This is a genomic window from Sphingomonas sp. AX6, assembly GCF_902506605.1.
Lineage (GTDB): Bacteria > Pseudomonadota > Alphaproteobacteria > Sphingomonadales > Sphingomonadaceae > Sphingomonas.
Genome location: NZ_LR733979.1, coordinates 1,111,595 through 1,128,417 on the forward strand (window position 1 = coordinate 1,111,595; position 16,823 = coordinate 1,128,417).

Annotated in this window: 17 protein-coding genes; 5 read left to right on the top strand and 12 right to left on the bottom strand. The window is 64.9% G+C overall.

The features are described 5' to 3' along the window. The first annotated feature begins 245 nt into the window (after nucleotides 1-245). Nucleotides 246-1,082, top strand: coding sequence for an NAD(P)-dependent oxidoreductase (locus ENHY17A_RS05485; RefSeq protein ID WP_159710806.1), 837 nt, complete (start codon nucleotides 246-248; stop codon nucleotides 1,080-1,082). Here the strand turns inward: ENHY17A_RS05485 and ENHY17A_RS05490 are convergent. The 5 genes from ENHY17A_RS05490 to thpR form a co-directional block, all read right to left on the bottom strand. Next, nucleotides 992-1,921, bottom strand: a complete 930-nt coding sequence (locus tag ENHY17A_RS05490; protein ID WP_159710808.1) for a DMT family transporter — start codon at nucleotides 1,919-1,921, stop codon at nucleotides 992-994. The two genes, ENHY17A_RS05485 and ENHY17A_RS05490, sit on opposite strands and share 91 nt — an antisense overlap. Continuing rightward, the gene (locus ENHY17A_RS05495; RefSeq protein WP_159710810.1) at nucleotides 1,918-2,919 is read right to left on the bottom strand and encodes a threonine aldolase family protein; all 1,002 of its coding nucleotides are present in this window, start codon (nucleotides 2,917-2,919) and stop codon (nucleotides 1,918-1,920) included. The genes ENHY17A_RS05490 and ENHY17A_RS05495 overlap by 4 nt, the downstream gene beginning before the upstream one ends. A 191-nt stretch (nucleotides 2,920-3,110) precedes the next feature. Further along, on the bottom strand, nucleotides 3,111-4,766 hold the full coding sequence (gene ybaL / locus ENHY17A_RS05500; RefSeq protein ID WP_159710812.1) for a YbaL family putative K(+) efflux transporter: 1,656 nt from the start codon (nucleotides 4,764-4,766) through the stop codon (nucleotides 3,111-3,113). A 108-nt stretch (nucleotides 4,767-4,874) separates the two neighbouring features. After that, complete coding sequence (locus tag ENHY17A_RS05505; RefSeq protein WP_159710814.1) at nucleotides 4,875-5,225, bottom strand: hypothetical protein; 351 nt, start codon at nucleotides 5,223-5,225, stop codon at nucleotides 4,875-4,877. A 204-nt stretch (nucleotides 5,226-5,429) separates the two neighbouring features. Beyond that, nucleotides 5,430-5,966 (bottom strand): RNA 2',3'-cyclic phosphodiesterase, encoded by a 537-nt coding sequence (gene thpR, locus ENHY17A_RS05510; protein ID WP_159710816.1) that lies wholly within the window; start codon nucleotides 5,964-5,966, stop codon nucleotides 5,430-5,432. A gap of 120 nt (nucleotides 5,967-6,086) precedes the next feature. Here thpR and ENHY17A_RS05515 point away from each other — a divergent pair, with 120 nt between their 5' ends. The 3 genes from ENHY17A_RS05515 (at nucleotide 6,087) to ENHY17A_RS05525 (ending at nucleotide 7,947) form a co-directional block, all read left to right on the top strand. Continuing rightward, complete coding sequence (locus ENHY17A_RS05515; protein WP_159710818.1) at nucleotides 6,087-6,833, top strand: Bax inhibitor-1/YccA family protein; 747 nt, start codon at nucleotides 6,087-6,089, stop codon at nucleotides 6,831-6,833. Nucleotides 6,834-6,987: 154 nt separating this feature from the next. Beyond that, on the top strand, nucleotides 6,988-7,242 hold the full coding sequence (locus ENHY17A_RS05520; RefSeq protein WP_201296342.1) for a hypothetical protein: 255 nt from the start codon (nucleotides 6,988-6,990) through the stop codon (nucleotides 7,240-7,242). Nucleotides 7,243-7,317: 75 nt separating this feature from the next. Further along, nucleotides 7,318-7,947, top strand: a complete 630-nt coding sequence (locus ENHY17A_RS05525; protein WP_201296343.1) for a hypothetical protein — start codon at nucleotides 7,318-7,320, stop codon at nucleotides 7,945-7,947. A gap of 149 nt (nucleotides 7,948-8,096) precedes the next feature. Here ENHY17A_RS05525 and ENHY17A_RS05530 read toward each other — a convergent pair whose 3' ends face one another. The 4 genes from ENHY17A_RS05530 to ENHY17A_RS05545 all read right to left on the bottom strand — a co-directional run bounded on the left by ENHY17A_RS05530 (nucleotide 8,097) and on the right by ENHY17A_RS05545 (nucleotide 12,332). Continuing rightward, on the bottom strand, nucleotides 8,097-9,416 hold the full coding sequence (locus ENHY17A_RS05530; protein ID WP_159710820.1) for an amidohydrolase: 1,320 nt from the start codon (nucleotides 9,414-9,416) through the stop codon (nucleotides 8,097-8,099). A 179-nt stretch (nucleotides 9,417-9,595) separates the two neighbouring features. Continuing rightward, on the bottom strand, nucleotides 9,596-10,222 hold the full coding sequence (locus ENHY17A_RS05535) for a DUF4893 domain-containing protein (RefSeq protein ID WP_236547764.1): 627 nt from the start codon (nucleotides 10,220-10,222) through the stop codon (nucleotides 9,596-9,598). Between the two features lie 152 nt (nucleotides 10,223-10,374). Beyond that, entirely contained in the window at nucleotides 10,375-11,160 is a 786-nt protein-coding gene (locus ENHY17A_RS05540; protein WP_159710822.1) for a 3-hydroxybutyrate dehydrogenase, read from the bottom strand. A 14-nt stretch (nucleotides 11,161-11,174) separates the two neighbouring features. Beyond that, nucleotides 11,175-12,332 (bottom strand): patatin-like phospholipase family protein, encoded by a 1,158-nt coding sequence (locus ENHY17A_RS05545; protein WP_159710824.1) that lies wholly within the window; start codon nucleotides 12,330-12,332, stop codon nucleotides 11,175-11,177. A 120-nt stretch (nucleotides 12,333-12,452) separates the two neighbouring features. Between ENHY17A_RS05545 and ypfJ the strand changes: the two genes are divergently transcribed. Beyond that, a complete protein-coding gene (gene ypfJ / locus ENHY17A_RS05550; protein WP_159714185.1) occupies nucleotides 12,453-13,337 on the top strand; it encodes a KPN_02809 family neutral zinc metallopeptidase in 885 nt (294 codons plus the stop codon). Between the two features lie 6 nt (nucleotides 13,338-13,343). Here ypfJ and ENHY17A_RS05555 read toward each other — a convergent pair whose 3' ends face one another. The 3 genes from ENHY17A_RS05555 to ENHY17A_RS05565 all read right to left on the bottom strand — a co-directional run bounded on the left by ENHY17A_RS05555 (nucleotide 13,344) and on the right by ENHY17A_RS05565 (nucleotide 16,696). Further along, on the bottom strand, nucleotides 13,344-14,552 hold the full coding sequence (locus ENHY17A_RS05555; RefSeq protein WP_159710826.1) for a GGDEF domain-containing protein: 1,209 nt from the start codon (nucleotides 14,550-14,552) through the stop codon (nucleotides 13,344-13,346). 53 nt (nucleotides 14,553-14,605) lie between these two features. Beyond that, complete coding sequence (locus tag ENHY17A_RS05560) at nucleotides 14,606-15,595, bottom strand: NADP-dependent oxidoreductase (protein ID WP_159710828.1); 990 nt, start codon at nucleotides 15,593-15,595, stop codon at nucleotides 14,606-14,608. A 159-nt stretch (nucleotides 15,596-15,754) separates the two neighbouring features. Next, the gene (locus tag ENHY17A_RS05565) at nucleotides 15,755-16,696 is read right to left on the bottom strand and encodes a DUF2171 domain-containing protein (RefSeq protein ID WP_159710830.1); all 942 of its coding nucleotides are present in this window, start codon (nucleotides 16,694-16,696) and stop codon (nucleotides 15,755-15,757) included. Between the last annotated feature and the right edge of the window lie 127 nt (nucleotides 16,697-16,823).

The window sequence follows — 16,823 nt, forward strand, 5'->3', positions numbered from 1 at the left end:
GTGCCGTTTGCAGCCCGTTCTGGGGCGAAATCCGATCGGGCAGCCCCTCCAAACGCAACCGGGGTTTACAGTCGAAGGGTGGGCCCTTCGACTTCGCCGCCCTTTAGCTTGGGGGTGCCTGGACATTGGCGGCGAGCCCCGGTTGCAGCGTCATATACACGACGCTTGGGGGACCCGCCGATTGGGCTCGCGAACATGAACGCCAGATTGACGGACCGGCGACGGATCGGCTTAAGCGTCCTCCCATGCGACTAGTCGTTTTCGGTATGGGATATTCGGCGCGAAATATCGTCCAGCGGCTCGGTGCGCGCGCGGTGCTGGCGGGGGCGACAACGCGCGACGGACGGGACGGCACGCTGCGCTTCGATGATCGCGAGGGGGTCGCGCGGGCGCTGGCGGCGGCGAGCCATGTCTTGTCGAGCGTGCCGCCCGAGGGCGACCGCGATTCGGTGCGCGCGACCTATGGCGACCTGCTCGGCGGGCTCAACCTTGCCTATCTGTCCTCGACCGGGGTTTACGGCGACACCGGCGGCGCGTGGGTGGATGAGAGCGCAGCCACCGGCGGCGGCAGACGCGTGGCGCGGGTGGAGGCGGACGCTGCGTGGCTGGCACTGGGCGCGCGGGTGTTCCGGCTGCCCGGGATTTATGGCCCCGGCCGCTCGCCGCTAGACCGCGTGGCCACGGGGCAGGCCCACCGCGTGGACGTGTCGGGCCAGATATTCAGCCGCATTCATGTCGATGATCTCGCGGACGGGGTGATTGCCGGATGGGATGGCCCGCCCGGCGCGTATAACCTGTCCGACGACGAACCCGCGCCGCAATCCGATGTGATCGCCTATGCCGCGCGGCTGTTGGGGCTGGACCCACCACCGCTGATCCCGCTCGATCATCCGTCGGTTTCGCCCGCCGCGCGTGCTTTCTATGCAGAGAACCGGCGCGTGGCGAATGGCAAGGCGAAGCGGGTGCTGGGTTGGCGTCCAGCCTATCCCGATTACCGGTTGGGCCTGCGTGCCCTGAGCGCGATCACCAGCCCGATCATCGCCAGCACCCCGCCGCCCAGCGCCAGCGGCGACCAGCGATAGCCTTCGAACACGGTCGAAAAGAGCATCGCGATGACGGGGACGATCACGCCCGAATAGGCTGCCTTGGCCGGGCCGATGACGCGGATGACGTTGAAATAGAGAAAGAAGGCGACCGCTGAGGCGGCGATGCCGAGATAAAGCAGCCCGGCGATATAGCCCAGCCGCATCTCGATCACCGGCGGACCCACGGTCGCCCATGCCCAGAGCGCGTTGCCGAGCGTGCCGAGCAGCATGGAGATGCCCAGCATCGACGCCATCGGATAGCGTTTGGAGGTCTCGGTCCCCTGCATGATATTGGCGGTGGAAGCCGATAGGACGCCGAGCAGGGTGATGCCGATTCCGGTCAGAACCGCGACGGTGGAAGCGGTGCCTTCGCGGGCTTCATGGACGAACAGCAGCGCGATGCCTGCGACCGCGATCACCGATCCGACGAGCAATTGTTTGCCCATGCGCTGGCCGAGAAAGACACGCGCCAAGATCGCGTTGGGGACCAGCAATATCGCGAATATCACCGCGACCAGGCCCGAGGTGATGTAGAGTTCGGCGCGGTAGACGAAGTTGAAGTTGAGGCAGAATTGCGCGAGCGCCAGCCCACAGGCGAACATCCATCCGCGCGCGTCCAACTTCAATGAATCTCGGCGGATCAGCGCCCAGGCGATCATCGCGATCCCGGCAATGGCAAAGCGGTAAGAGACCGACCAGCTCGGCGGGACGATGCCCAACTGGTCGCGGATGACGATCCAGGTCGATCCCCAGATCAGGGTGACGATCGCGAACGGCAACAGGACGGTCAGCCGCGTCGATTGCGGCTTTTCGCCCGGTGCCGTGGCCGTCGTCACAGCGCGGCGATGGCGTCGGCAAGCGGCTTCACCGCCGCTTCGTCCTGATCCCAGCTAATGACGAAGCGCGCGAGGTCAGGCCCCCAATCGTAGAAATCGAAGCCGGCATCGCGCAGGGTCTGTGCTTCTTCCGCGCTGAGCCTGACGAACAATTCATTGGCCTGAACCGGGTGGAGCAGACGCGCCTCGGCAGCGCTGGCTAGCGACTGGGCGGCGGCATTGGCGCGCCGCGCATTGTCGAGCCACAGATCGCCCTCGAGCATCGCCAGGATTTGCGCAGCGAGATAGCGCCCCTTGGAGAGCAGGTGCCCGCCGCGCTTGCGGCGCACTCTGGCGGCTTCGGCCAGGTCGTTGCGGAAATAGACGATCGCCTCCGCGCTCATTCCGCCGTTTTTGACGAAGCCGAAGCTCAGCACATCGACGCCCGCGCGCCACGTCACGTCGCCGGGATCGCAACCGAGCGTCGCGACCGCATTGGCAAACCGCGCGCCGTCCATGTGCAGGCCCAGGTCGCGCTTGTGCGCGTAGTCGCCGATCGCGCGCACTTCGTCAGGGGTATAGACCAGCCCGTCTTCGGTCGCGTTGGTGATCGAAATCGCGTGCGGCTGGACGCGGTGGACGTCCTTGCGGATGCCCGACAGAACCGCGTCGATGCCCTCGACCGTCAGCTTCGCGCCCTCGCCCTCGACGGTCATCAGCTTGGCGCCGTGGGTGTAGAATTCGGGCGCCCCCGCTTCGTCACATTCGATATGTGCGTCGCGGTGGCAGACGATGCCGCCATAAGGCGGGCAGAGCGAGGCGAGCGCGATGGCGTTCGCTGCGGTGCCGGTGGGTATCCACAGCGCCGTACATTTGGTTCCGAACACGCCCGACATGGCGGCATCGAGCTTCGCGCTCCATGCGTCGCCGTCATAAGCGGTGTCGAGGCTGTTGGCGGCAGCAATCGCCTCCATCACCTGGGGACAGACGGGGGCGGCATTGTCGGAGAAGAAGCGCATGATCCGCCCTTGCGGCGGGGCGCGGGCGGGGTCAAGCGGTGGCGGTTTTTCGTAGGCATCGCCCAATGCGTGCCTGATGCGATCCGGGCTTCAATGTCCCGTCAACGCCACACCCAGACCTACCATCACCGCCATCCCCGTCGCAATTGCGACCCGAAACCAGCCTGGCGGCGGCTCGCTTGCGCGGCGCGTCATTGCGGCACCGCCGTTGCGACCTTTTCAGCGGCCAGCGCAGCCATTTTGAGCGCGGTCTCACGCTCACCCATCACCACCAGATCGGCACCGCGCCGCTCGAGATTGGCGACCTCTTCGTCCGAATGCGCACGGGCGATGATCCGGAGATTGTCGTTCATACTACGGGCGCGGGCGGCGATCGCGCCACCTTCGATCCCTTCGGGGATGGCGATCAACAGCGTGGATGCGGTGCCGATCTGCGCCTGTTCGAGCACTGCAGCGCTGGTCGCATCGCCCATCACCACCGCAAACCCGGCTTCCTGCGCCAATCGGGCGATGTCGGCCTGATCCTCGACGATCAACAGGGCTTCGCCGCGGTCGCGCACCCGCGTCGCGATCAACTGGCCGACCCGACCATAGCCGATCAGGATGGTCCGCGACGGTGGCGGGGGCGGGGTTTCGGGCAATTGCCCGCCGACGACCTTGGCGATCGACCGTCCGCGCTTGACGACCAGCGTAAACAGGAACGGGTTGGCGAGGATCGACAGGATCGCGCCCGCGAGGATCAGGTCGCGCGCTTCTGCCGGAAGAGCGCCCAGAGCCACGCCCAGCCCGGCCAGGATGAAGGAGAACTCGCCGATCTGCGCCAGGCTGGCGGACACGGTCAGCGCGGTCTGGGTCGGGTGGCCGAAGGCGCGGACCAGCGCGAAGGCGGCGATCGATTTGCCGATGACGATGATCGCGACGGTGGCGAGCAACGGCAGGGGTTGTTCGATCAGCACGCTGGGGTCGAACAACATGCCCACCGACACGAAGAACAGCACTGCAAAGGCGTCGCGAAGCGGCAGGGTTTCCTCCGCCGCGCGCCGGCTGAGCTGGGTTTCGCCAAGGATCATGCCGGCAAAGAACGCGCCCAGTGCGAACGACACGTCGAACACGAACGCTGCGCCGAACGCGACGCCAAGTGCGATCGCCAGCACCGCAAGCCGGAACAACTCGCGCGATCCGGTGTGGACGACCCAGTGCAGCGCGGAGGGTAGGATGCGGCGCGCAAACACCAGCATCAGCACGAAGAATCCGGTGACCTTCAGCGCGATCGCGCCCGCGGAACGCAGGATATCCGCGCCGCCCGACCCGTCGGGATTGTTCTGGATGGTGACGATGGCGGGCAACAGGACGAGGGCGAGGACCATGGCCAGATCCTCGACAATCAGCCAACCGACCGCGATCCGCCCGCGTTCGGTCTGGACCAGATCGCGCGCCTGAAGCGCACGCAGCAAGACGACGGTCGATGCAACCGAGAGCGCGAGACCGAAGATGATGCTGGCGAGCAGGGTCCAGCCCATCATCCAGCCCAGCCCCGCACCCATGCCGGTCGCCACCGCGATCTGAAGCACTGCGCCGGGCAGCGCGATATTCTTGACCGACAACAGGTCCTTGAGCGAAAAATGCAGCCCAACCCCGAACATCAGCAGGATGACGCCGATTTCCGCGAGTTCGCCCGCCAGATTGGCATCCGCGACGAAACCCGGCGTGAAGGGGCCGACCATCACGCCTGCGAGCAGATAGCCCGCGATCGGCGAAATGCGCAGGCGATGCGCGAGCGCCCCCATGAAGAAGGCGATGACGAGCCCGGCGACGATGGTGCCGATCAGCGGAGTGTGATGCGGCATCAGACGCGACCTTCGTTCGAAGGGACGCGGGCCGGGCGAAGGGCAGGGGACATAAGGTGATCCGGAACCGGAGCGAAACGGCCCCGCCGGTGACGGCGAGGGCGGCGATCAGGTGCGGATGGTCGGCGGGCCTCTGGGCGACGGGCGCGTCAGGCGCGGGGTAGTGGGCGGTGCGCGGGATCGGTTGGCGCGCAGGGGGCGATCCGCGTCGATGGTGGGGACGAAGCGCGGCTCGATGGTCGGGATTCCGTCGCCAACAGGCTCGATCGAAAGTCGCTCGACCGCGGCGCTCTCACGATCACTTTTGAGCGAGACGTTGTAGGTGGACGCGCTGAATGCCGATCCGTGCCCCCGTTCCAGCGGCTGCGATGCCGGGGCGGCGGCATGCACGCCGATCGTCGCAAGCATCAATGCCGCGATCATCCGCATCAGCAGGGCAAGGAGCGACGCGCCGGTCATAGGGTAAATCTATGTATGCCGGGGGTGTTTGTCATCCCCGATGATGGCGTTGTTCTCCTCCTCTCCTATTCGTCACCCCGGCCGCAGTGCCGGGGTTCACCGGGCGGCAAGCGCATCGGGAAGAAACTCGTCATTGCGAAAGCGGCTTGGTGGACCCCGGCACTGCGGCCGGGGTGGCGGGTGGGTTGGAGCGATGTTTGCGCATCAATCCAGCGCATATCGCGCGATGGCCTCATACCGCGCGCCTTCGCGCCCCAAATGACTTTCGAACAGCAGGAAATGGCTGACCGTGAACATCTCGCTGGCCAGCCCCGCATGGACCGCGAGCCAGGGGTCGACCACCGCGCCCCCGCCGCCGATCCGGGCGAGGGTGATGTGGGGAAGGTAGGCGCGGCGTTCGGGTTCCAGCCCGGCGCGCACCACCGCGCGGTCGATCTTGTGGTGGAGGTCGCGTATCGCATCGTGCGGCCGTACGCCTGCCCATAACGCGGTCGGACGGCGGCTGCCGCGATCGAATAGGCCGACGCCCTGCAACGCCAGATCGAACGACGGCCCGCGCACCTGACCCAGCATCGCCGCCACATCCTCGGCCACCGGGCGCTCAACTTCGCCGATATAGCGCAACGTAATGTGGAGCTGATCGTCGTCCTGCCAGCGCGCACCCTCGACCCCCGACATGGTAGCGATCAAAGCCGCGCGAATGGCCGCGGGCGGGCGGATGCCGACGAACAGGCGGTGCATGGCGATATGCTTAGCCCTTGCCACGCCCGGTTGCGAACCGGTTTCGCTTGAAAAATCGCCGCGATCCAACGATATTCAGTTACATCCGGTCGACGAATTGGCCGGGCAAAGGAGTTTTCAATGGCTAACTGGTCTGATCCCCGGGCGACCGCCGCGCCTTATGCGACGACGGGCGCTGGTGCGCGCACCGCCGCGTACGACGCGGGGCTGCGGTCCTACATGCTTTCGGTTTACAACTATATGGCATCGGGCGTGCTGCTGACCGGCATCGTCGCGTTGCTGTTTTCGTGGGGCGGCACCGAATCGCCCGCGGCTGCGGTGTTCGGGTCGCCGGGCATCCTGAAATACGCGATCATGCTGGCACCGCTGGCGTTCATCCTGGTGTTGAGCTTCGGCATCAATCGCCTGTCGACGGGCGCGGCGCAACTCACCTTCTGGGCGTTTGCGGGCGTAATGGGCCTGTCGATGTCGACGATCTTCCTGGTTTATACCGGATCGTCGATCGCGATCACCTTCTTCGCGACGGCCGCGGCGTTCCTGTCGCTGTCGATCTATGGCTACACCACCAAGCGCAACTTGCAGGCGTTCGGCACCTTCCTGATCATGGGTCTGGTCGGTCTGATCGTCGCAAGCTTGCTGAACCTGTGGTTCCAGTCGGGCACGATGAGCCTGGTGATCAGCGCGATCGGCGTGCTGCTGTTCGCAGGGCTTACCGCCTATGATACGCAGCGCATCAAGCTGATGTACGATCAGGTTGCGGGCACCGACATGATGGGCAAGGTCGTGATCATGGGCGCGCTGTCGCTCTATCTCGACTTCGTCAACATGTTCCAGTTCCTGCTGTCGTTCCTGGGCAGCCGCGAATAAGGCGTGCGATATACGTCGGGGGCGTAACGACCCCCGGATCGATTGGGGCTCGGCGGGACACCGCCGAGCCCTTTTTCGTGTCCACCGACCGCAGCGTTCGGAACGGGAGCGCAATGTGGTTCGTTGGGCTTTACGAAATTTAGGAGGGATCATCATGACCACTCAGAATGAAGACAAGACGACCAAGGGCAGCGGCGACGCGGGATCGGACGAATCGATTTCGGAGCGGCTGGAAAAGAATCCCGAAAGCAAGCAGGCGCGGCTGGACCGGGCGCTCGACGAATCGATGGATGCGTCGGACCCGCCATCGGGCACGCAGCCGGTGCATAACCAGAAGCCTGCGCCCTCTTCGGGCTATGACGAGGCGGCCGAAAAGGCGCGCGAAGAGGGACGCCAGCAGGACGCCTGACGCTTGGGGTGTCATGTCCTGCCAATCGGGGCCGGGGCGTTGCGCTCCGGCCCCTTTTGCGTATCCTGCCCGCCCATGACCGACCTGTCGCGTATCGTCCGCCGTTTCTGCCTGTCGCTGCTGCTTGCCAGCGGCCTGTTGGCATCCCTTCCTGCCAGCGCTCAAGTGACCGTCACCTTCTGGTCGCAGGAATTCGGAGAGAATTTCCCGCACGCCTTTTTTCAACTGCGCGGGACGCCGCAGGCAGGCGGCGCGCCGGTCGATGCCTATTATGGCTTCACCGCCAAGGCGATTTCGCCAGCGATCCTGTGGGGCACGGTCGCGGGGCGGATCGACCGGCCGACGCCCGGCTATGTCCGCAAATCGAATGCGCATTTTTCAGCAGTGGTGACGGACGCGCAATACAATGCGCTGCTCGCGCTGGTCCGCGAGTGGGACGATAAAATGGGCGATGGCGATTACAACCTCAACCGCCGCAATTGCGTGCATTTCATTGCGGAGGCAATGCGTCGGGCGGGGTTGCAGGTCGTCGAGGAAAAGAAGCTGATGAAAAAGCCGCGCAGCTTCACCCAGTCGATCGCGGCGATGAATGTCGGGCGGGTGGCGGTGATCGAACAGGATGCGCGCGAGTATCTGGCGGGGCTGCCGCCGCTGGCTGTGGCGCCGGCTCCAGGTGCGGCAGGGGCACTCGCTCCGGCGCGTTAGGTGCATTGTTTGAGGGCATGACCCCCATCGTCACCCCGGCCAAAGTGCCGGGGTCCACTTCGCCGCCTGCATGAAGTCAGAGCCTCTTACGGCAGAGTTCGCCGCCAGGTGGACCCCGGCACTTCGGCCGGGGTGACGGGGGTTGAGGACTACCCCTTCTTGAGCAAATCCAGCGCCGCCGAGGTCATCGCTTCGGTCGCCGTGGAAATCACTTTTTCCGCGTCCGGTGCCCAACCCGCATTATGCAGCGACGGCAGCGAACGCTTGCCCGCCTGGGCTTCGTCCCATTGCGACTGCAGTACGCCGCCGACCCAGAAAATGGTCGACTGGATCGATTTGTCTTCCAGATAATAGCGCCCGAAATCCTCGCCGCCCATCACGGCCGGTACTTCGAGTATGCGTTCCGCGCCAAAGCGGCTGGTCCACAGCGTGCGAAAACGTTCGGTCTGGGGGTCGGTGTTGAAGGTGGCCGGCGTGAATTCGTCCTTCACTTCGACCACCGGCATCCGGTCGTCGGGAATGCCCGCCGCGATCGCTTCGCCGCGCGCGATGCGGGCGATGCCGTCGAGCAATTTCTTGCGGGTCTCCTCCGAATAGCTGCGCACCGTCAGCAGCAGCTTTGCGTCGTCGCCGATGATGTTGTGCTTCGATCCTGCCTGGAACGACCCAACCGTCACGACGGCGGGGTCTTGCGGATCGAGTTCGCGCGAAACCAGCGTCTGGAGCGACCCGACGATCCGTGCGCCAAGCACGATCGGGTCTTTGGTGGTGTGCGGATAGGCACCGTGGCCACCGACACCCTTGACGTTAATATCAACCGAATCGACGTTCGCGAGCACATAGCCCGACCGCAGGCCGATCACACCCGCAGGCAGCCCGGCGCTGTCATGAAAGGCCAGCGCGTGCGCGGGTTTGGGGAAGCGCGTGTAGAGCCCGTCGGCCAGCATGTCGCGCGCGCCCTGGCCGATTTCCTCGGCAGGCTGGGCGATCATCACCACCGTCCCCGACCATTGGTCCTTCATCGCCGCCAGATTGTTGAGCGTGCCGATCCAGCTCGCCATGTGCGTATCGTGGCCGCAGGCGTGCATGACGCCGGTCTCGACGCCTTCGGGCGTGGTCGCGCGGACTTTGGACGCAAAGGGCAGACCCGTCGCCTCGGTGACCGGCAACCCGTCCATGTCCGCGCGGATCAGCACGACCGGGCCGGGGCCGTTCTCCATCACCGCGACGACGCCGGTGCCACCGACTTTCTCGGTGACCTTGAAGCCCGCTTTGCGCGCAGCGGCGGCGAGTTTGGCGGCGGTCTTCACTTCCTTGCCAGAGAGTTCGGGGTTGGCGTGGAAATCGCGGTAATGGTCCATCAGTTGCGGCATCGCCTTGGTCACCGCGTCGCGGACGGGATCGGCGCTGGCGGGTGCTGCTAGCGACAGTGCAAGCGCGGAGGCGAGCGAAAGAGCGGCGAGTTTCATGATGGTCCCCTTTGTTCGGGGGAAGTGTCGCGCGGGAAGGGTGCAAAGTAAATCCTTCCCATCGGGGGAGGTGGCAGCACGAAGTGCTGACGGAGGGGGCGTGCGACGAAGCGCAACGCCAGTGGCACTCCCCCTCCACCATGCTTCGCATGGTCCCCCTCCCCCGATGGGGGAGGAATTTAGGCGGGAATCAACTCGATCACATCCAGTTGCGATTCGAATGCCGGGCTCGGCAGCACCAGTCGCCAGCGTTCGTCCCCGACGCGCTGGACATAGCCGATCATGTCGCGCTGCGCGTCCTGGCCATATTGCAGCGGCGCGCGCTCGTCGCCGAGCAGTAGCGTGCCCAGGAAGATCGCGCGCGCATCGCCATCTGCGAATAGCAGTCCCACCGGGCGCTGGCTGCCGGTCTGTTTGTAGAAGCTGCGGACGTCGCCCTCATCGTCGATCCGGCACGCGAAATAGGGGTATTCGACATAGTCGAGCAGCCCGGTCTGCTTCGCGCCCAGCTTGAACACCCGGCAGCGATAATCCCCCGAAGGCGGCATCGATCGGGCAAGCGCGAAATCGGGGTTGAACAATGCCCCCTGAGCGCGGACCTTGTTAGCGTCAGCGGCAGTCGCGGCGGGGAGCGCCGACATCCATGCATCGCGCCATCCACGCAGCCGCGCGCGGTCGGCGGGAGTGGCCATGGCACGCCAATCGGCGGTGGCGGGTGCAGCGGTCGGTCCGGCGGCAATCCGCTGGGCTTGCGAACAGCCGCACAGCGCGGCGATCGCCGCGATACTCGCCATTGCCTTCATCATTACGCGCGACCCTCACCTATCCCCGCCCGTGAGCCTAGCGCGCGCGCGGGATTAGGCAATGGGCAGGCTGTGCTCCTGCGAAAGCAATAGCCGTGGCCGCGACCACCGACTGAAATGGCCAGCGCTCCTGCTTTCGCAGGAGCGCGAATGGATCAGGCCGCGGTCCAGCCTCCATCCACGACCATGTTCGCGCCGGTGATCGCCTTGGCGGCATCGCCGCACAGGAATAGCGCCATCGCCGCGACCTGCTCGGGCAAGACGAATTCCTTGGTCGGCTGGGCGGACAGCAGCACGTCCTCCATCACCTGTTCGCGCGTCATCCCGCGTGCCTTCATCGTGTCGGGAATCTGGTTTTCGACGAGTGGCGTCCAGACATAGCCCGGTGAGATCGCGTTGACGGTAATGCCGTGCGTCGCGACTTCGAGCGCGATCGTCTTGGTCAGGCCGAGAATGCCGTGCTTGGCCATGACATAGGCCGATTTGTTGGGGCTTGCGACCAGGCTGTGGGCGGAGGCAGTTGAGATGATCCGGCCCCAGCCCGCCGCCTTCATGTGGGGAACGGCAGCGCGGATGGCGTGCCAGGCGGAGGAAAGGTTGATGGCGATGATGGCGTCGAATTTCTCGACCGGAAATTCCTCGATACACGCGACATGCTGGATGCCCGCATTGTTGACCAGAATGTCGGGACCGCCGAGTTCGGCGTGGCAGCGATGGACCATCGCCGCGATCTGGTCGGGCTTGGTCATGTCGGCGGGGTCGTAGAGCGCCTTGCCGCTGCTCGTGGCCTCAAGGGCGCCGCGTTCCTTCTCGATGGCATCCGCATCGCCGAAGCCGTTGATCATCACGTTCGCGCCCTCGGCCGCGAATGCCTTTGCATAAGCGAGGCCGATGCCCGAGGTGGAGCCGGTGATGAGCGCGGTCTTGCCTTTGAGGATCATCGAAGCGGTCCTTGTCATTTGCGGGTCAGATCGAACGCGGCGGTCTTGCCGTCGGCGATATTGTTGGCGAGCACGGCAGAATTGGCGATCGTCTCGGTCACGTCGGCATGGCCCGACTGCCAGAGTTCGCGCACGGTACGCTGCGAGAATTCGAAGTCGCGATTGGCGCCTTCCCAAGTGCGCGGGCGGTGGATCAGGTGGACGATGTTGACCGGTAGTTCGTCGGCCCGCTGGCGCAGCGCGAGGATGTCTGGGTCGTCGCACAATGCCTTGGGCAGCTTGGCGAGGACGCGCCGGATTTCCTCGCGTTCCTGGCGCAATTGCACGCGCTCGCTCGTCACCTGACGGGTGCGGCTGGAATAACGAATCTCGGTGAGCCGACCCATGACGTCGGACAGGGTGCGCGGACGTTCCGCCTTGGCGGAGAACAGGTCGCACTGAAACACCAGCATCGCCTGATCCTGATGGTCGAGGACGTGGATCAGCGGGGTGTTGGAGACGAGCCCGCCGTCCCAATAGAGCTTGCCGTCGATCTCCACCGGGGGCAGGCCGGGTGGCAGTGCACCCGATGCCATGATGTGGCGCGCGTCGATGCGGTCATGCGTCGTGTCGAAATAGCGGAAATTGCCGCTTTCGATCTCCACCGCACCGACCGACAGCCGCACGTCGCCATTGTTGAGCAAATCCCAGTCGACCAGCCGGTCGAGCGTTTCGCGCAAGGGTTCGGTGTCGTAATAGCTGAGCGCCCCGTCGCTTCCCGGTACGGCCCATTGCGGCGGCATCAGGCGCGGGCGAAAAAAGCCGGGGACTCCGGTTGCCAACACCATCGCGGCGGACATTTCATGCGCCCATTCGCGAAACACGTCGCTGTCGGGCAGCGGCAGATCGGGCAGGATGCTCGCCGACAGGCTCCAGAATTCGCGTAACCGCTCGACCCGGCGTTCGGGTGGATTGCCCGCTACGATCGCTGCATTGACCGCGCCGATCGAAATGCCCGCGACCCAGTCGATCTCGACCCCGTGCTGCTCCAGCGCCTCGATCACGCCCGCCTGATAGCTGCCGAGCGCACCGCCGCCTTGCAGCACCAGCGCCACGCAATCGGGCAGTGGCAGCGTGGCGCACTTCGTACGGTTGCGCTTGCGCGGCGCGCGGATCGGTTCGACGTCGGCCATGAGGCATAGATGGCCCTTTTGGTGCAGTGCATCAACCAGTCGATCAACACGGCGCGATTGCAACCCTTGGCCGCGCGGCGCATTCTGACCGCGTAACGAAACCAGCAAGGTCTGATGCTCATGCGCCTCGACGATATCGGCCCCAGCGACAATGTCCGCGATCTGGGAAGCGGCGGCGGCGGGGGAGGCGGCGGTGCGGGCATGTTGCTCGGGCTGTTGCCGATGCTGTTCGGGCGCAAGATGGGTTGCGGCGGGATTGCGCTGCTGCTGATCGTCGGGGCCGCCTATCTGTTCATGTCCGGTGGCGGTGGGTTGCTGGGCGGCACCAGCGGGGTACAGCAGAGCCAGACCGCGGGGCAGACGCCCCAACAGGTCTGTTCGCTCGAAGCGCGCCAAACCGCTTGCGCCGCGCATGCCCTCGCCGAGACGACTTGGGCGCAAATCTTTCAGGAACAGGGCGCGCGCTATCAGTCGGCAAGTCTCAATTTCTTTCAACGCAATGCTGATTCGGGCTGCGGCGCGGCGCAATCGGCGATGGGGCCGTTCTACTGCCCCAGCGACACCGGCATCTATCTCGACGCGACGTTCTTCGACGAACTGGAAACGCGGTTCGGCGCGGCGGGCGATTTCGCCGAAGCCTATGTCATCGCACATGAAGTCGGCCACCACGTCCAGAATCTGACCGGCCAGATGGATCAGGTTCGCCAGCTTCAGGCGCGGGCGTCGCAGACCGAAGGCAACCAGCTATCGGTGCAACTCGAACTCCAGGCTGATTGCTACGCAGGCGTCTGGGCCGCCCGCAACCGCGACCGGCTGGAACCCGGCGATATCGAGGAAGGGATGACCGCGGCCAATGCGATCGGCGACGACACGCTGCAACGCCAGTCGCAGGGAACGGTGGTCCCCGACAGCTTTACCCATGGTACGTCGGAACAGCGGATGACGTGGCTGCGGCGTGGGCTGGAAAGCGGCGGCGATCCGGCGGTGTGCAACACCTTCGGCTGAGATAGGCTAAGCCGCCAGACGCACCTGATTGCGGCCGCCCGATTTTGCGGCGTACAGCGCGTGGTCGGCCCGGCCCATCAGTGAATCGCGATCCTCATCGTTTTCGAACGTGGCGATGCCGGTGCTGATCGTGATCGTCGCCTCCACTCCGGACGGCAGCGGCACGGTCGAGCGTGCGATGATCCGCCGCAACCGCTCACAAATGGTGCGCGCGGCGGAGATTTCGGTGTGGGGCATCAGCACCGCGAATTCCTCTCCGCCGATCCGCCCCACCAAGTCGTGCGATCGCAGCGTGTCGGTCAACAGCGTTGCGACATGCGTCAGCACGATGTCGCCGGCACGGTGACCGTGGCTGTCGTTGATGCGTTTGAACAAATCGATGTCAACGATGGCGACCGCCAGCGAACGCCCGGTGCGCGCCGACAGGTCGCGTTCGCGCTGGAGCGCGGCAAAAAAGCTCCGGCGATTGAGCAGGCCGGTCAATTCGTCATGGCTCGCCATGTAATGCAGTCGTGCCGACAGCGCGACCGCGCGGACATGCGCGCGCGCTGCGCCGACACCGATCATTCCGGCAATCCCGAGGAAGACGAGCGCGAGCGCGGCCAGCGAATAGGTCAGTATTTCCTGACGCCGGTCTGCCGCGGACGCGGCATCGGCGTGGAGGCGCTGTTCGTCGATTTCGGCCTGCGCCAGTGCGTCGATTCGCCCTAGAATCGATGCCATGCGCTGTTCGGTACGGCCCGACCGTAGCCGCTCGATCGCGACTTCGCGCGCGCCGTTCTGCTGCATTTCGACCAGCCGGTCACCCATCACATAAATGGAATCGAGTTCCATACCGATGGCGGCGACCTGGGCACGGCGATCGGCGTTGTTCCCTGCAAGCGAGCCGAGCTTTTCGACCAACGCGCGGCCTTCATTGCGTTCGCGCACGAACGGCAGCAGACTGCGGGCTTCGTTGGTGATCATATAGCCACGTACCGCACGGCCCGCCGCGTGGATCGACAATTGCAGCTTGCTGGAGACGAGCAGCATGTCCTGCGTCAGCACATGCTGTGCCTCCGCTGAGTTTCGAATGCGCGCCTGGTTCATCGTCGATGCCACCAGCGCGGCCAGCATCACGACCAGCAGCACCAGCGCGCCAAAGCCGATCCACTGGCGCCGCTTGCGGTCGCGCGCTTCGCTTCGTTCGAAATCGAGAGGGGCGGGATTCGTCAACACTTACTCCTGCCTCCTTGGTAGAAGGCAGGAGTAAACAGGGTGTTAGTGGATCACGTCTTGACCAGCATCTTGCCCTTGTTGCCGCCGGTGAACAGCCCCAGAAACGCGTCGGGCGCGGATTCCAGCCCGTCGAACACGGTTTCCTCGCGCTGCAATTTGCCCGCTGCCTGCCAAGCAGCCATGTCGCGGTAGAAGTCGGCCGATTTGGACATGTGATCGCTGACCAGAAAGCCCTGGATGCGGATGCGCGCGGCGATGGTGCGGGCGATGTAGCGCAGGCTGGTCGGTTTTCCGTCGTTGTAGATGTCGATCATCCCGCAGATCGCGAACCGGGCGTTCTCGCGCGCGGTTGCGAATGCCGCGTCGAGATGATCGCCGCCGACATTGTCGAAATAGACGTCGATGCCTTGCGGGGCCGCCGCCAAGAGCGCGCGGACCAGCGATCCTTCGGCCTTGTAATCGATGACGTGATCGGCACCCAGCGAACGCACCCAGTCGCATTTGTTCGCACCACCCGCAGAGCCAATGACGGTCATGCCCTTGGCCTTGGCGATCTGGACAACGGTGGAGCCGACCGCGCCGGCGGCAGCGGACACGAACACCGTCTCGCCTTCCTTGGCTTCGGCAACCTGGAGCAGCCCGAAATAAGCGGTCATGCCGGGCATGCCGAATTGGCCGAGAAAGGCCTGATCGGGCAGGCCGAGCGCGGGCAGTTTCTGGACTTCTTTCGCCGAGAGAACGGCTTCGTCGCGCCAGCCGGCCATGTGCAGCACCTTGTCGCCGACCGCGATGCCGTCCGCCTTGCTTTCGACCACGTCGCCGACCGCGCCGCCGGTCATCGGCTCGTCGAGCCCGAACGGTGCGGCATAGCTTTTCACGTCGTTCATGCGGCCGCGCATATAAGGATCGACCGACAGCCAGCTATTGGCGATCCGCACCTGGCCATCGGCCAGTGCGGGCAGGGCGATGTCCTTCAGCGCGAAATCGTCCGCTACGGGCGTGCCGTTGGGACGGCGCATCAAATGCCAGGCGCGAGCCATTTTCTTTCTCCTGTTGGGATTGGATGGGCTCAGCATGGCCAAGCCGGTTGCAATTCGCAACCCATTTCGCCGCGACACAGAAAAGGGGCCGGACGTCGCCGTCCGGCCCCAGATCGACTCCCGCGCAGCTGCGAATGCACGCGGTCACCGCATGGACCCCTAGTAAGTGCCCGAAAAGCTACGGTTGAGGTTGTGCGTTCCGACCGCGTCGTCGCGGTCGCCGAACATCGCGCGATTATTTTCCTCGTCGCGCCATTCGCGTTTGGCCTCATCCGCGGTCTTCCGGATCGTCACCTTGTCATCGACCGTTTGAATCCAGCGCGACGGGATCGAGTGGTGATGACCGCCGGCGTCCTTGTCGCTTTTGGTCAGGATGATGCGGTCGCCGCGCACCTTGTCGACGGTGCCGACATGGGTGCCGTCGGAACCGACGACTTCCATATGTTCGGCAGCCTGTTTCAGGCTGTCGCGCTGACCCTGGCGTTCGGTGCGGAAGCTGGCGAATTCGTTGCGGAATTTCTGCGAGTTCTCCCGCCGATATTCGTCGTAATCGCGGTCGAGTTCGCCGATGCGCTCGCGCCGCCACGACGAATAATGCGGATCGGTTTCGTATCGATCATCGTAGCGCTGGTCGAGTTCGCGGCGATGCTCGGCCTGGTCGTCGCCGAACCAGCTACGCACTTCGTCTCCGGCACGTGCGATGAAGCCGCGGTCGTCATAGTCATAACCCGGCTCGCCACGCGGACGATCGCCTGCCGACCGGTTGCGACCGTAATCGGCGAAGCGCTGACCATCCTGAGCTTGGCTGCCCTGCCAGTTTCCGCCGCGATCATTGGTCGTGCGACGCGCACCGCCATAATAATCGCGCGCGCCATAGCTTTCGCGCCCCGGTGTGTCGCCGCGATACCCGCTGTTGCGGTCGTAATCGTTGCGATCCGAGCTTTCGTCGTCGCGGCCATAACCGGCGGCGCGATAGTCGCGTGCCGACGAATAGCCGTAGTCGCCACCCGACCCATAGTCGGTGCCATATGTCGAGCGCTCGCGACGTCCGTAATGATCGCGGCGGGGATCGGTGCTGCGTGGATAGCGGTCGTAACCCATCTAGGCCTCCTCTTAATCCATGTTAAGATGCTGGGGCGAAACGACTTATCGGGCCGCGTCCCTCATCTGCCACGACAGCGGATCAGGGGGAAATAGGTTCCCTAAATTGGTCGCATTTGGGCCGCGC

What these genes read in the sequence shown, in the direction of transcription:
- ypfJ (WP_159714185.1), top strand. Translation starts at nt 12,453, where the DNA reads ATGCGCCTCGACGATATCGGCCCCAGCGACAATGTCCGCGATCTGGGA.
- ENHY17A_RS05525 (WP_201296343.1), top strand. Translation starts at nt 7,318, where the DNA reads ATGACCGACCTGTCGCGTATCGTCCGCCGTTTCTGCCTGTCGCTGCTG.
- ENHY17A_RS05495 (WP_159710810.1), bottom strand. Translation starts at nt 2,919, where the DNA reads ATGCGCTTCTTCTCCGACAATGCCGCCCCCGTCTGTCCCCAGGTGATG.
- ENHY17A_RS05540 (WP_159710822.1), bottom strand. Translation starts at nt 11,160, where the DNA reads ATGATCCTCAAAGGCAAGACCGCGCTCATCACCGGCTCCACCTCGGGC.
- ENHY17A_RS05565 (WP_159710830.1), bottom strand. Translation starts at nt 16,696, where the DNA reads ATGGGTTACGACCGCTATCCACGCAGCACCGATCCCCGCCGCGATCAT.
- ENHY17A_RS05520 (WP_201296342.1), top strand. Translation starts at nt 6,988, where the DNA reads ATGACCACTCAGAATGAAGACAAGACGACCAAGGGCAGCGGCGACGCG.
- ENHY17A_RS05545 (WP_159710824.1), bottom strand. Translation starts at nt 12,332, where the DNA reads ATGGCCGACGTCGAACCGATCCGCGCGCCGCGCAAGCGCAACCGTACG.
- ybaL (WP_159710812.1), bottom strand. Translation starts at nt 4,766, where the DNA reads ATGCCGCATCACACTCCGCTGATCGGCACCATCGTCGCCGGGCTCGTC.
- thpR (WP_159710816.1), bottom strand. Translation starts at nt 5,966, where the DNA reads ATGCACCGCCTGTTCGTCGGCATCCGCCCGCCCGCGGCCATTCGCGCG.
- ENHY17A_RS05485 (WP_159710806.1), top strand. Translation starts at nt 246, where the DNA reads ATGCGACTAGTCGTTTTCGGTATGGGATATTCGGCGCGAAATATCGTC.
- ENHY17A_RS05505 (WP_159710814.1), bottom strand. Translation starts at nt 5,225, where the DNA reads ATGACCGGCGCGTCGCTCCTTGCCCTGCTGATGCGGATGATCGCGGCA.
- ENHY17A_RS05560 (WP_159710828.1), bottom strand. Translation starts at nt 15,595, where the DNA reads ATGGCTCGCGCCTGGCATTTGATGCGCCGTCCCAACGGCACGCCCGTA.
- ENHY17A_RS05515 (WP_159710818.1), top strand. Translation starts at nt 6,087, where the DNA reads ATGGCTAACTGGTCTGATCCCCGGGCGACCGCCGCGCCTTATGCGACG.
- ENHY17A_RS05530 (WP_159710820.1), bottom strand. Translation starts at nt 9,416, where the DNA reads ATGAAACTCGCCGCTCTTTCGCTCGCCTCCGCGCTTGCACTGTCGCTA.
- ENHY17A_RS05535 (WP_236547764.1), bottom strand. Translation starts at nt 10,222, where the DNA reads ATGATGAAGGCAATGGCGAGTATCGCGGCGATCGCCGCGCTGTGCGGC.